The 12,797-nt window shown below is 69.0% G+C and carries 10 protein-coding genes and 1 tRNA gene; 4 read left to right on the forward strand and 7 right to left on the reverse strand.

Annotated features, from left to right (window positions below; translation table 11 throughout):
• On the forward strand, positions 1-5,671 hold a 5,671-nt coding region (locus ACE3O8_RS06860; RefSeq protein WP_374388121.1), incomplete at its 5' end, for a hypothetical protein.
• A gap of 34 nt (positions 5,672-5,705) precedes the next feature.
• On the forward strand, positions 5,706-6,434 hold the full coding sequence (locus ACE3O8_RS06865; RefSeq protein WP_374388123.1) for a PEPxxWA-CTERM sorting domain-containing protein: 729 nt from the start codon (positions 5,706-5,708) through the stop codon (positions 6,432-6,434).
• On the opposite strand, the gene ACE3O8_RS06870 is transcribed toward ACE3O8_RS06865, so the two are convergent.
• From ACE3O8_RS06870 to ACE3O8_RS06895, 6 genes are all read right to left on the reverse strand, one after another.
• Positions 6,381-6,989 carry a hypothetical protein gene (locus ACE3O8_RS06870; protein ID WP_374388125.1) on the reverse strand — a complete coding sequence of 203 codons (609 nt, stop codon included), beginning with the start codon at positions 6,987-6,989 and terminating at the stop codon, positions 6,381-6,383. The two genes, ACE3O8_RS06865 and ACE3O8_RS06870, sit on opposite strands and share 54 nt — an antisense overlap.
• Before the next feature lie 221 nt (positions 6,990-7,210).
• Positions 7,211-7,287, reverse strand: a tRNA-Met gene (locus tag ACE3O8_RS06875).
• Between the two features lie 45 nt (positions 7,288-7,332).
• Positions 7,333-7,926 carry an ABC-type transport auxiliary lipoprotein family protein gene (locus ACE3O8_RS06880; protein ID WP_374388127.1) on the reverse strand — a complete coding sequence of 198 codons (594 nt, stop codon included), beginning with the start codon at positions 7,924-7,926 and terminating at the stop codon, positions 7,333-7,335.
• Between the two features lie 20 nt (positions 7,927-7,946).
• Positions 7,947-8,900 carry an MlaD family protein gene (locus ACE3O8_RS06885; RefSeq protein WP_374388129.1) on the reverse strand — a complete coding sequence of 318 codons (954 nt, stop codon included), beginning with the start codon at positions 8,898-8,900 and terminating at the stop codon, positions 7,947-7,949.
• On the reverse strand, positions 8,900-9,691 hold the full coding sequence (locus tag ACE3O8_RS06890; protein ID WP_374388131.1) for an ABC transporter ATP-binding protein: 792 nt from the start codon (positions 9,689-9,691) through the stop codon (positions 8,900-8,902). Before ACE3O8_RS06890 ends, ACE3O8_RS06885 begins: the two co-directional genes overlap by 1 nt.
• Entirely contained in the window at positions 9,691-10,836 is a 1,146-nt protein-coding gene (locus ACE3O8_RS06895; protein ID WP_374388133.1) for an ABC transporter permease, read from the reverse strand. The genes ACE3O8_RS06890 and ACE3O8_RS06895 overlap by 1 nt, the downstream gene beginning before the upstream one ends.
• A gap of 71 nt (positions 10,837-10,907) precedes the next feature.
• Between ACE3O8_RS06895 and ACE3O8_RS06900 the strand changes: the two genes are divergently transcribed.
• Together ACE3O8_RS06900 and ACE3O8_RS06905 are read left to right on the forward strand one after the other, a co-directional pair.
• Positions 10,908-11,393, forward strand: a complete 486-nt coding sequence (locus tag ACE3O8_RS06900) for a thermonuclease family protein (RefSeq protein ID WP_374388135.1) — start codon at positions 10,908-10,910, stop codon at positions 11,391-11,393.
• Positions 11,393-12,070: an HAD family hydrolase gene (locus tag ACE3O8_RS06905; protein ID WP_374388137.1), complete on the forward strand. Its 678-nt coding sequence runs from the start codon at positions 11,393-11,395 to the stop codon at positions 12,068-12,070. Before ACE3O8_RS06900 ends, ACE3O8_RS06905 begins: the two co-directional genes overlap by 1 nt.
• On the opposite strand, the gene ACE3O8_RS06910 is transcribed toward ACE3O8_RS06905, so the two are convergent.
• Positions 11,997-12,641 (reverse strand): sulfite oxidase heme-binding subunit YedZ, encoded by a 645-nt coding sequence (locus tag ACE3O8_RS06910; RefSeq protein WP_374388139.1) that lies wholly within the window; start codon positions 12,639-12,641, stop codon positions 11,997-11,999. The two genes, ACE3O8_RS06905 and ACE3O8_RS06910, sit on opposite strands and share 74 nt — an antisense overlap.
• Between the last annotated feature and the right edge of the window lie 156 nt (positions 12,642-12,797).

Here is a 12,797-nt window from a genome sequence, read left to right on the forward strand (position 1 = left end):
GACCGTGCTCGGGTCGATCGAGTTCGAGAATTTCCGGGGCGACGGCGTCGTCGGCGCCATTGATGTCTATTCCGGGGGCGGCAAGGGTGGCGCCGGCGGAAACAGTGCGGCTGTGTCGGGCACGGCCGGCGGCGGGGGCCCCGCCGGAAGCGCCGGCACGGCGACGCTGATCTTCGGCAGCAGCACCGTGGCCGCCGGCATCCGCGCCGTGCTGGCGGACGCCAGCGCAGCAGCCGTGCAGTCGATCGGCGGCGGCGGCGGCGGAGGCGGCACCGGGCGGGGGCTCAACGTGAACGGCGGCGGCGGGGCCGCGGGCGGCAACGGCGGGCTCGCGTCGGCGCAGATCGTGAACGGCCGGATCGTCGCCGACGGCATCGGGTCGACAGGCCTCCTCGTGCAGTCGATCGGCGGCGGGGGCGGCGTCGGCGGCGACGCCGTGGATGTCGCTATCGGTGCCAACCTGGCCGTGGGCGGCAACGGCGGCCTGGGGGGGGCGGGCGGAGCGGTCAATGTCGCGATCGGGACCGACGCCGTCGTCGCCTCCGTCGGCGCCTTCGGGGATCAGGCTGTGCTCGCCCAATCCATCGGGGGGGCGGGCGGCAAGGGCGGCTCGGCCTATTCCACAGGGTCGGGATTCCTGTCGATGACCGTCGGCGGTGACGGCGGAACGGGGGCGACCGCCGCCGATGTGACGATCACCAACGACGGCATCGTGACCAGCTACGGCAGCTGGGGCGCCGGACTGCAGGCGCAGTCGATCGGCGGCGGCGGCGGGGACGGCGGGGCGGCCTTTTCCAACATCTTCGGCATCGTGCCGACGGCTGCCGTGGCGATCGGCGGGCGCGGCGGCGACGGCGGCACCGGCGCGGCTGCGAGCATCAGTAACACCGCTAACGCCCAGGTCACGACTTATGGGTCCAACGCGAATGCACTGCTGGCACAGTCGGTCGGCGGCGGCGGCGGCTCGGGGGGCGTCGCAATCGCGCGGGCCGTCGACTTCACGATCGATCCCCGCATCCCGGCGGTCTCCATTTCGGTCGGCCTCGGCGGCACCGGCGGGACCGGCAATGTGGGCGGGGCGGCCACCGTCGACAACAAGGGCTTCGTGTCGACCGCGGGTGAGCAGGCCTATGCTGTGTTCGCCCAGTCGGTGGGCGGCGGCGGCGGCATCGGCGGCGATTCGACGGCGGTTTCCTATTCCGGTGGCGTCACCGATGATGCGCTGATTCCGCCGATCGCGGTCAGCGTCGCACTGGGCGCGAGCGGCGGCTCGGGCGGGGCCGGCGGCACCGTGACCACCACCAACAGCGGGCTGATCCTGACGCTTGGCACCGATTCGATCGCGCTGGTGGCGCAGTCGATCGGCGGTGGCGGCGGCGCCGGTGGTGCAGGCGACTCGCTTGCCGTCGCAAATGACCCGGAGGACGAGAACCCCGACGATCCCGGCGAACCAACCGCGGGGAAGAGCCTCGGCGTGTCGATCTCGGTCGGCGGGACCGGCGGCACCGGCGGCCATGGCGGCGCGGTCACGCTGGCCAACAGCGGCTCGATCGCCACCAGCGGCGACGGGGCGGACGGCTTCTACGCGCAGGCGGTGGGCGGCGGCGGCGGCACGGCCGGCGGCGGGGTCGCCAATGCGGGCGGCAACACGCTGACGGTCGCCGTCGGGCTCGGCGGATCGGGCGGGGCGGGCGGCGACGGGGGCAACATCACGGCCAGCAACACCGGCGCCATCGCCACGCGCGGCGCCGATGCGGTCGGCGTCTATGCCCAGTCGGTCGGCGGCGGCGGCGGGGAGGCGGGCAAGGGCGCCTCCACCTCGGGCGGGGTGGACAATGTGGCGAAATCGGCCGTGCTGTTCGACACGATTGCCGCCGGCTTCAATGTCGGCGCCGATGTGACCGATGTCGGTGACGGCCTGTTCAGGATCGGCGGCTATCTCGAGGCCACCAAGGGCATCCAGGAAGTCATCAACATCCTGCGGCAGCCGAAGAAGACGCTGAAATCGCTTGTGAACAAGAATCTCGACCTGTCGCTGTCGATCGGCGGGCAGGGCGGGGCGGCAGGCCGTGGCGGCGACGTGGCGCTCAGCAACGCCGCAGCCATCTGGACGACGGGCGCGCAGTCCGATGCCATCTTCGCGCAGTCCGTCGGCGGCGGCGGCGGCAAAGGCGGCACCACCAGCTCGACCGGCTCCTCTTATGACGACACGCGCAACCAAGTCGCGCTCGGCATCGCGGGCGGCGGTGGCGCGGCCGGCGACGGCGGTGCGGTGACCGTGACCAATGCCGCCGGCAGCGACATCCTGGTGCGTGGCGTGCTGGCGTTCGGCATCCATGCGCAGTCTGTCGGCGGCGGCGGCGGCTCGGGCGCCAACTCGCAGGATGTGAACGGCTCGCTGCAGAGCCTGGCGATCGACTTCAACGGCAGGGACGGGGCCCAGGGCAAGGGCGGTGCGGTGAGCGTGACCAACGCCGGCAGCATCCGTACCCAGGGCAAGAACGGGATTGGGATTGTCGCGCAGTCTGTCGGCGGCAGCGGCGGGCTGGTGCGATCGATGACGACCGACATGACCTTCGACCCCGACCAACTGCAGGACAATCCGCAGGGCCGGCTGTTCGACATCCACAGCTTCAATTTGAGCTTCGGGGGTGGCACCAATTCGCAGGGCGATGGCGGCGCCGTCTCGGTCAGCAACAGTGGCAATATCGTGACCGACCTGCGCAATGCCCATGCGATCGTGGCCCAGTCGGTGGGCGGCGGTGGCGGGATCACCGTCGGCGGCCAGCTGATCGGGCGCCGCGTCGACGGGACCGTCCCATCGCCCAGCACCGGCAATGGCAATGGCGGCGTGGTCCAGATTTCGATGACCTCGGGCACCACAATCGGGACTATGGGAGACGGGGCCTATGGCGTGTTCGCGCAATCGGTGGGCGGCGGAGGCGGCTTTGCCGGGGACATGTCGAACATTTCGGTCACCAGCCCCACGCTGACCGACCTGGTGACCGTGGCTGGCAACGGGAACGGCGGCGACGTCTCGATCGACCTTCGGAACGGTACCGTGCAGACGCTGGGCAACATGGCGGCCGGCGTGCTGGCCCAGTCCGTCGGCGGTGGCGGTGCCGTCCTGGCGCAGAAGGGCGAGCTGCAGATAGGCAGCGCTGGCGGCACCGGAACGGGGGGCGTCGTCACGGTCGGGCTGACGGCGGCCAGCATCATCACGTCCGGCACCTCGGCACCGGCGATCATCACCTACACGAACGGGCCCGACAGCGGCGCCGGTGCCGCCATCGTCAACATCGATGCGACCAGCCTGATCAGAACGAACGGCGCGGCCGGCAGCGGCGCGGGCGCGCTCGGCGCGGCCATCGCGATGCTGTCGGCGAACGGCAACGTCGTGAACAATGTTGGCACGATTACGGCGACCAACATGGCCGCGGTTACGGCGCCTGCGGGGGCATTGACTGTCAACAACGACGGCAAGATCAGCGGCAACATCAGCAGCGCGGGCGCGCTGGAGGTGACGGGCACGGGCAACATCACGGGCAATCTGGTGAGCAACGGTGACGTCCTGCTCAACAACAACCAGAAGGCTGTGTTGACGGGCAATGTCTCGGCAGGCGGCAACCTGAAGGTCTTCAACATCGGCGCCACCATCACCGGCGACATAGCGGCGTATGACATCCTCACCGTCGACAATGCCGACGGTGCCACCATCACGGGCGCACTCACCGGCAACAACAGCGTGATCGACAATTCCGGCACCATCGCGGGGGCGCTGACGCTGGTGAACGACAGTGTCATTACCAACGCTGCCGGGGGCACGATCGCAGGCGCCATAACCACGTCGCTCAACACCAGGCTGGATAATTCCGGCGTGATCACCGACACGGTGACAGTCTTCAACGGAAGCTCGATCTTCAACCGGGCCGGTGGCATCATGGCCAATATTGCCGCAACCGACGCTGTCACCATCCAGAACGACGGCACCATCAACGGTACGCTTTCGACCGACGGGGATTTCATCACCACGGGCAGTTATTCTGGCGATGCCACGCTTCGAGCCGCCGGCGCCAGCCTCGACAACAGCGGCGATTTCAGCGGGTCGATCACTGCCGGGGACGGTGCCGTGATCACCAACAGCGGAACCATGCTCGCGACGATCAGGGCGAACGGCGGCAGCATCGTCAACAGCAACACCCTCGCGTCCAACCTCATGGATCTGGGTGAGGGCACCGTGACCAACAGCGGCAACCTCAGCGTGAAGATCCCCAACGGCGTGGTGCTGAACGGCTCGCTCGCTTCGACCGACACAGGAACCCTGGCCATGGTCTGGTTCCAGCCCGACACGCGGGCGCAGATCACCTCGATGACCGTCTCGGGCACGGCGGCTGTTGCCGGCACGCTCGTTATCCAGAACTCGGAGATGGCCACCCCCGATCCGCAGACGGTCATCTCGGCGGCCGGGGGCGTGACAGTACTCCCCAGCCAGGTGGTCGGCGACAGCGCGACGATTAGCTATGTCGCGACCCGGCCCGATGCGAACAGCCTGGTGATCACTGCAACGGCCGATTACGCGGCAGGTGCCGCCGACCTGTCGGAAACGCAGCGCAGTATCGCGACGCATCTGAACAATGCGTTCGTGGCCAGCGACTCCGGTCTGCGCCTCACATTGATGCGGATGGGTACGGCCCGCTCGCTTGTTGATGCGGCTGCCAATCTGTCGGCGATTTCCGGCCAGTCGCTGCTGGCTGCCTCCGCCATCCGGCTGGAGGCGAGCCTGGCGCAGGCGCGCGCGCTCTACTCCTGCCCCGGCTTCATCGCGGGGAGCACTCTGGTGACCGAATCCAGCTGCGCCTGGTTCCGCATTGACGGCAGCTGGGCCAACCGCTCGGCCGGGGAGGGGTTTGCCGGCTATGGCTTCGACGCCACCAGCTTCACGATGGGCGGGCAGAAGGAGATTCGCGACGGCTGGTTCCTGGTCGGCTCGGTCAGCTATCAGGATGGCCGCCTGTACGAGGACGGCGGGCTGGTCCGCATCCGCACCGACGGGGTGATGGCCGCGCTGTCCGTGAAGCACCAATCGGGGCCGCTGGCCCTAGGGTTCTCGACCAGCCTCGGCAACGCCTGGATGCAATCCACCCGCACCATCCCGGTCGCCGGTGCCAGGGCCCGGGCGCGCTTCGAAGTGCTGACCTGGGGGCTGCACGGCCGCGCTGCCTGGCGCTTTGGCGGCCCGGCCGTCTACCTGGAGCCGGAACTCCAGCTCGCTGCCACCTTCATCGATGCCGGACGGTATGCCGAGGACGGCGCGCCCGGCTTCGATCTGGAGGTGCGCGACGGCAGCGACTGGGTGTTCAACATCATGCCGGGCGCGCGGGTTGGCACGCGGATCGACCTTTCGCCGGGGCGGAGCATGGATCTGTTTGCCGGTGCCGGGGTGGACATCCTGCGCTCGAACCGGCTGGCGGCGGATGCCCGCTTCGTCGCCGCCACGGGCAGCGCCCGCTTCTCCACCAGCCTCGAGACCGACGACACCGCTGCGCGGCTCAGCGCCGGCCTCCGCTTCGACGCCCGCCAGTCTCTGGAGGTGAGGCTGCAGTATGACGGTCGCCTGTCGAGCCGCGAGACCTGGCACGGCGCGCAGGCGCGGCTCACCTGGCGTTTCTGAAAATCTTATCATCGGAACTTGAAGGAGATCATGGATGGCTGAACGGGCATGGCTGGCTGGCTTGGACCTGGCCGCGCGGCGGCCTGACATAGCCCGGGTGATCACCCTTGCGGCCGCGCTTGTCGTGTCGGCGGCACCGGCGGCCGCTGCCACCCTGTGGCGGATCACGCTCGTGGGTTCGGTCGGGTCGGGCACCGGACCGTCTGGAGAAGCGCTGGCCGACACGCCCTTCACGGCGATACTGACCTTTAATGCGGCTCTCGGCGGCCGCCACACCGTGGACAGCGGCCCGCTTGTGCTCAGCGACCGCATCTATGGCGGCGCGACCTATGCAGATCATCCGGCGTCGCCGCTGGTGGCGGGATCGTTCACGATCCTCGGCGCAACCATCATGTTCGGCGGCGCAACCGACACCAGCATCACGGCCACCTATTCGGACGACCGCAACCATCAGGTCCTGGCAGCCTTCCGGGGGCCGGAGGCAATCTTCACCTTCGATATCTTCGGGCCGGACATCGCCCCTGCACTGGATCGCACATTCGAGGCGTTCGGACCCGATGGCGACGGCAGCTTCACGGCGGGCAACGTGAACGGCCGCGGCTTCCAGTTTTCGAGTTACCGAAGCGACATATTGCGCGATGCCGAGCCGTTACCGATCCCTGAGCCGGCGAGCTGGGCACTGATGATCGCAGGTTTCGGAGCCATGGGGTCAGCCTTGAGACGACGGCGGCCTCCTGCGTCCACTTTCAGCTACCGGGCGTGACGGTGATAGGGATGCGCTGCAAATCAGTTCGCCGACATTGCGGACGTGCGTTTGCATACTGGCAACGCCCCGAGGCGCGAGGTTGGTGCGCTCCGCCACATAATCCGCCAGCATCTTTTCGAACGTCAGAGAGGTCCCCTTGCGCGGGGCCTGCCGTGGGGCGGGCGCTGCGTCCTGGCCGCCATTCTCAAACCGCTCCAGCTGCGCTTTCAGCTTCGCAACCTCTAGGTCCCGGCTCTGTTGCTCCGTCCTCAGCAGGTCCCGCCAAGCCCTCACTTCGCGGGGCAGTCTCTCCGTCTTTTCGGGCAGCAACGCCCGCGCGGCGTCACGGTCCGGAGCCCGAGCGCGCCAGCGCTCCATGCGGGCTTCCTCCGCACGGCGCTGGAATTCGGCCGCCTCTTGCTCCGCCTCGGTCAACGCCGGGGCAGGTTCAGGGGCCGCGTCGCAGTCAGGCGCGGTAGCGGCAGCAAGCGTGGCGCGCGCCTCATCAAGCAAGGCGTCCGTCCGCGCGATTTCGGCCGTCCGCAGCCGCTTGGCCGCTTCCTTGTCCTTCACCCCAAGCGAAAACATGAACGCCGCAGGCGCACGAGCTTGCCCCTCACGTTGAAAGAACGGCTGCAACTCGGACGGGATCGGCCGCCGGAAATATTAGGTCGAATGGCGCTTCGCCAGATACAGACACATAGCAGGCTCCGTCGCTACTGTTGTAACACACGACCGTCAATAAGTGCCTGATTTCACGCATTGTTTCGCTGTTTCAACAGCTTGCAAGGCTGTGGTGGCGGGGGCGGGACTTGAACCCGCGGCCTCAGGGTTATGAATCCTGTGCTCTAACCAGCTGAGCTACCCCGCCAGCCGTCTCAAGAGGCCGGGCGGATAGCGCCCCCGGCCCCCGTGGTCAACCCGCGCTGCTGACCCAGGCTGCAACGTCCGCCGCCACGCGGTTCGCCGCGCCGTTCAGCGCCTCGGCGACAGGCGCGCCCGCCACGTCGCCAACCGGGGCTTCCCGCTCGAACCGGCGCTGGCGGATGCCGTCCGGGCCGCTCAGCGTCGCGTCGAACCGCACGCGCACCTGCGGGCTGCCGCGCGCGTCCACGCCGAACGCCGTCAGCTGCCCCGTCAGCCGCTGCTGCGCCGACTGGCCCGATGACCGCTGGTCGATCACGGCAACGCCGGAATGCACCAGCATGTCCGCCAGCAGGCGCTGGAACAGCCGGTTCGGCTGCTCCGCCCATTGCGCGTCGCGCACATACTGGATGGAGGTGTCGGACACCGTCACCGGGATGCGCACCGTCTGCAACGCGCCGGGCAGGGTGGGCGTGTCGATCGTGATCGCCTTCGACAGGTCGATGGGCTGAACGCCCGCCGGCACCGCTTCCGGCGGCGCGGCAGACAGCGTGTAGAGCGCGGCGGGTCGCGGCGTGTTGCCGCCGATCTCCACCAGCGGGCCGCAGCCCGCCAGCAGCAGCAACAGGGGCAGGGCACGGTTCATGGGGCCTCGTCCTCCGGTGATCATTTCTCGCCCTTCGGATCATAGTCCGGCAGCGGCCGGCCGCCCGTCAGCGCGCCCAGCGGGTCCTCGTCGAGCTTGGCGGCCAGCGCCCCCATCTGTTGCGAGACATCGCGCAGGTCCGCGACCAGCTGGTTCACCTGCGGCACCGTCTGCGTGGACAGGTTGTTCACCCCCGGCTCCGCCGCAGCGGCCAGCCCGTCCACCCGCTTCAGCGTGGCCTCGGCCGTGGTGATCGCGCGCTTCAGTTCGGCGATCGCGGGCTTGCCCTGGTCGTTCAGCAGCGCGTTGGTGGTGGCGCTTGTTTCCGCAAGGCTGTCGGCCGCGCGGGTCGCGGCCTGAAGGGTCAGCTGCGCTTCGCGCACGGCCGCGCGGATGGCGGGCCCTTCGGCCGCCACTTCGCCGGATATCTTGTCCAGATTGTCGATCAGGTTGGCGAACCGCGCCCGGTTCTCGTCGGAAAACACCTCGTTCAGCCGCGCCAGCAGGGCTGAGGCGCGCTCGATCACCTGCGGCGCCGTTTCCAGCAGCTGGCCCAGCCCCCCCTGCGTCGCCGGGATCACCGGCACGCCATAGGGGCCAACTTCCGTCAGCGGCTGCTGCCCGCTCATGCTGCCGGACAGCTGCACTTCGGTGACGCCGGTGAACCCCACCGAATTCAGGCTGGCGGTCGTCCCCTCAAGCACGGGGGTTTCCGGTTGCAGCTCCACCCGCACGCGGATGAACTGCGGCGTTTCCGGCATGAGCGCGATCTGACGGACCTGCCCCACCGGCACGCCCGAGAACGACACGCTGGAACCCACCGCCAGCCCCGCGACAGACTGCGCGAAGAAGATGTCATATTCCGCCTTCTCCTCGCGGGAAAAGCGCGCCAGCCACAACACGAAGGCGAACAGCGCGATCACCAGCACGAAGGTGACGGCGCCGACCAGCACATGCGATTGCCGCCGTTCCATCAGCCGATCTCCAGCGGGGCATGGTGCCGGGCGATGGCGGCCGCCCGTCCGCGCGGCCCGGCGAAATAATCCTGCACCCACGGATGATCGAAGCGCGAAAGCTCCGCGACGCTGCCCGTGGCGATGATGCGTTTCTCGGCGATCACAGCCACCCGGTCGCAGATGGCGTGCAGCGTGTCGAGATCATGCGTGATCAGGAACACCGTCAGCCGCATGGTTTCGGCCAACGTGCGGATCAAAGTGTCGAAGCCGTCGGCCGCAATCGGGTCCAGCCCGGCGGTCGGCTCGTCCAGGAACAGCAGCTTCGGGTCCAGCGCCAGCGCCCGCGCCAGCGCGGCGCGCTTCTTCATGCCGCCCGAAAGCTCGGCGGGATATTTCGGCCCCGCTTCGGGCGGCAGCCCCACCATCGCCACCTTGTAGGCCGCGATCTCGTCCATCAGCTGGTGCGACAGGTCGAAATATTCCCGCAGCGGCACCTCGATATTCTCCGCCACCGTCAGCCCGGAAAACAGCGCCCCGCCCTGGAACAGCACGCCCCATTGCCGGGTCAGATCCTTGTCCTGCGTGGTTTCGCCCCCCGTCACCGGCTGGCCCAGCACCTCGATCTCGCCCTCGGCGGGCGTCTGCAACCCGATGATGGAACGCATCAGCACCGATTTCCCCGTGCCTGATCCGCCCACCACGCCCAGGATCTCGCCCGGCATCACGTCCAGATCCAGCCCGTCATGCACGGTCTGGCTGCCGAAGCGGTTCACCAGCCCCCGCACCCGGATCACGGGGTCTTCCGCCATCAGTCCAGCCCCAGCGCGGTGAAGAACACGGCGAAGATCGCATCCAGCACGATCACCATGAAGATCGCTTCCACCACCGCCTGCGTGGTGCGCTGGCCCACCGATTCCGCATTGCCCGTCACCTGAAAGCCCTGATGGCAGCCGATGATGGCGATGATCGCCCCGAATACCGGCGCCTTGGACATCCCGATCCAGAAGTCCGACATCGGCACCACCTCGCGCAGGCGCTGCACGAAGGTGGCGGGCGGAATCCCCAGGTCCACCCAGGTGAACAGCCCCCCGCCCAGGATCGCCATGAGCGAGGCATAGAAAGCCAGCAGCGGCATCATCAGGATCAGCGCGATGGTGCGCGGCAGCACCAGCACCTCGATCGGGTCGAGCCCGATGGTGCGCATGGCGTCCACCTCCTCGGCCAGCTTCATCGATCCGATCTGCGCCGCAAAGGCAGAGGCGGAGCGGCCCGCCACCATGATCGCCGTCAGCAGGATGCCCAGTTCCCGGAAGGTCGCCCGGCCCACCAGGTTGATCACGAACATCTCCGCCCCGAACGCGCGCAGCTGCACCGCCCCCTGCTGCGCCAGCACGATCCCGATCAGGAAGCTCATCAGGCCGATGATGCCCAGCGCATTCACCCCCACCTGTTCCATCTGCGCGCCCACCGCCTGCCAGCGCACGCCCCGCCCCGAGGCCACTGCGCGAACGGCCGAAATGATGGTCAGCCCGATGAAGTCCAGCAGCGCCAGGATGCTCTGCCAGAAGGTGATGACATACAGGCCCAGCCGCCCCAGTTCCCGCGCCCAGAAGGGCTGCTGCACCGGCCGCATGTCGCAGGGGCGGTCCGCGGCGGCCACTTCCGCCAGCAGCCGCTCGGCATCGGCGGATGCGCCCGTCAGCCGGCTTCCGGGGCGCTCCCGCAGCAGCCGATGCACCATCCAGCTGCCCACGGTGTCGATCCGCGTCACGCCCGACAGGTCGATCAGCAGCGGGCCGGGCACCGGGGCCAACAGCTCGTGCAGCTGCCGCTCCGTCTCCGAAAGGCGGGCGATCGTCAGCCGCCCCCGGAAGGCCAGCACGCCATCCGCAAGGCCGATCGTCAGCACCGGCATGTCTGGCGCAGGCGCTTCGGGGGGCGCTGTGTCGGGCATGCGGGTGGCGGGGCTCCTGTTCGGCAGGCAGGTTTTGCATATCGAAGCAGTCCGTTGCAAGGGACGTGCGGATGCCCGCCCGCCTCGCCCTCCTGCTGCTGTTCGTCGCCGTGCCTGCCGGGGCCACGGTCTTCAGCGGCACCGTCACCCGCGTGAAGGACGGGGATTCGATCCTCGTCCACCGCCCGGATGTGAAGCGCACGTCCGAAGTGCGGCTGGCCGGGATCGACGCGCCCGAACTCGCCCAGCCCTGGGGCATCCAGTCCCGCACGGCGCTCCGGCGGATGGTGCAGGACAGGTCCGTCCGGGTGGAGGTGACGGACCGCGACGCCTATGGCCGGCTGGTCGGGCGGGTCTGGCAGGGCCGCACCCATGTGAACGCGGCGCTTGCAGCCGGGGGCAACGCCTGGGCCTTCGATCGCTACCTGAAAGACCGGGAGATCCGCGCCGGCCAGAATCGCGCCCGCAGGGAACGGCGCGGGCTCTGGGCGCTCCCCCCCGAACAGCGGCTGCCACCCCCCACCTGGCGAGACAGGCACCCGACAGGAGGACGATGATGCGCAGCCTATCCATCTACGACATGGACAAGACGGTGATCCGTCGCGCCAGCTGGACCCACTGGCTGTTCCACTATGCGCGGACAGAGGCGCCGCTGCGGCTGCTGCTGGCGCCGCTGCTGGCGCTGCCGCTGATGGGCTATGCGCTGGGCACGCATGACCGCAAGGCGCTGAAGCAGGCGACGCAGCGCATCCTGATGGGCCGCCGCGCGCCGCGCGCGAAGGTGGAACGCGCCGCGCAGCGCTTTGCAGACGGCTTCGGCGCGCGTCAGGAACTGGCCGGCGCGCTGGCGGCGATCGCCGCCGACCGCGCGGCAGGCCATGAGCTCTGGCTGGCGACCGCCAGCTGCCGCTATTTCGTCGAGGCGCTCGCCGCCCGCTGGGGCTTCGATCAGGTGATCGCCACGGACAATTTCTGGGACGGCGACGATCTCACGCCCATGATCCGGGGCGAGAACTGCTACGAGATGGGCAAGCTGCGGAAGATCCTCGCGGCGCTTCAGGCCCGCCCGGCCGACGTGATCTTCACCTCCGATCACCTCAGCGACCTGCCGGTGTTCGATTGGGCGGATCGGCAGGTCGTCGCCAACCCGCACGCGCCGCTCAGGCGGGTCGCGCTGGCGCGCGGCTGGCCCGTTTTCGATTGGGCAGCAACCGGATCCCGAACAGCAGGATAAGCAGCCCGGCATAGATCCAGGGCTCCGGCTGGAACCCCTTCACCCGCAAGACGAAATGGATGCAGGCGGCGATCCCCGCCACATAGGCCAGCCGGTGCAGCGCCTGCCAGCGCCGCCCGCCCAGCGCCCGGATGGCGCGCCGCGTGCTGGTGGCCGCCAGCGGCAGCAGGCACAGGAAGGCGAAAAGCCCGAAGAAGATGAAGGGCTTCCTCAGCGCCTCCCGCCACAGCGCGGACAGGCTGAAATCCAGCTCCATCGCCAGATAGAAGCCCAGGTGCAGCGTCGCATAGGCAAAGGCCCACAGCCCCAGCAGCCGCCGCAGCGACATCAGCGGCGTCCACCCGGACAGCCGCACGAGCGGCGTCACCGCCAGCGTCGCCAGAAGCAGCCGCAGCGCCTGCAACCCCAGCGCATTGTGGGTGTAGGCGACCGGCTCCGCCGACAGCCTCAGCGAGGCCGGGTCGATCCAGATCAGCTCGCCCCAGCCCGCCAGCAGCCACAGCCCCGGCAGCGCTGCCAGCAGGTGCGCCACCGGCTTCAGCCATGGGGGCGGGGCGTTCAGCCGCGCCATCGTCAGAAAAACTTCGCCAGGTCCATGCCGCGATAGAGCGACGCCACCTGCTCGCCATAGCCGTTGAAGGGCAGGGTGGCGCGCTTGCGGAACTCCCCGATCCGCCGCTCCGTCGCCTGGCTCCAGCGCGGATGGTCCACATCGGGGTTCACATTG

The organism is Sandaracinobacter sp., from assembly GCF_041909755.1.
Classification (GTDB): domain Bacteria; phylum Pseudomonadota; class Alphaproteobacteria; order Sphingomonadales; family Sphingomonadaceae; genus Sandaracinobacteroides.

Excerpts from the sequence above, each read along its gene's own strand:
- ACE3O8_RS06865 (WP_374388123.1), top strand. The coding sequence starts at position 5,706 with ATGGCTGAACGGGCATGGCTGGCTGGCTTGGACCTGGCCGCGCGGCGG.
- ACE3O8_RS06880 (WP_374388127.1), bottom strand. The coding sequence starts at position 7,926 with ATGAACCGTGCCCTGCCCCTGTTGCTGCTGCTGGCGGGCTGCGGCCCG.
- ACE3O8_RS06885 (WP_374388129.1), bottom strand. The coding sequence starts at position 8,900 with ATGGAACGGCGGCAATCGCATGTGCTGGTCGGCGCCGTCACCTTCGTG.
- ACE3O8_RS06890 (WP_374388131.1), bottom strand. The coding sequence starts at position 9,691 with ATGGCGGAAGACCCCGTGATCCGGGTGCGGGGGCTGGTGAACCGCTTC.
- ACE3O8_RS06895 (WP_374388133.1), bottom strand. The coding sequence starts at position 10,836 with ATGCCCGACACAGCGCCCCCCGAAGCGCCTGCGCCAGACATGCCGGTG.
- ACE3O8_RS06900 (WP_374388135.1), top strand. The coding sequence starts at position 10,908 with ATGCCCGCCCGCCTCGCCCTCCTGCTGCTGTTCGTCGCCGTGCCTGCC.
- ACE3O8_RS06905 (WP_374388137.1), top strand. The coding sequence starts at position 11,393 with ATGCGCAGCCTATCCATCTACGACATGGACAAGACGGTGATCCGTCGC.
- ACE3O8_RS06910 (WP_374388139.1), bottom strand. The coding sequence starts at position 12,641 with ATGGCGCGGCTGAACGCCCCGCCCCCATGGCTGAAGCCGGTGGCGCAC.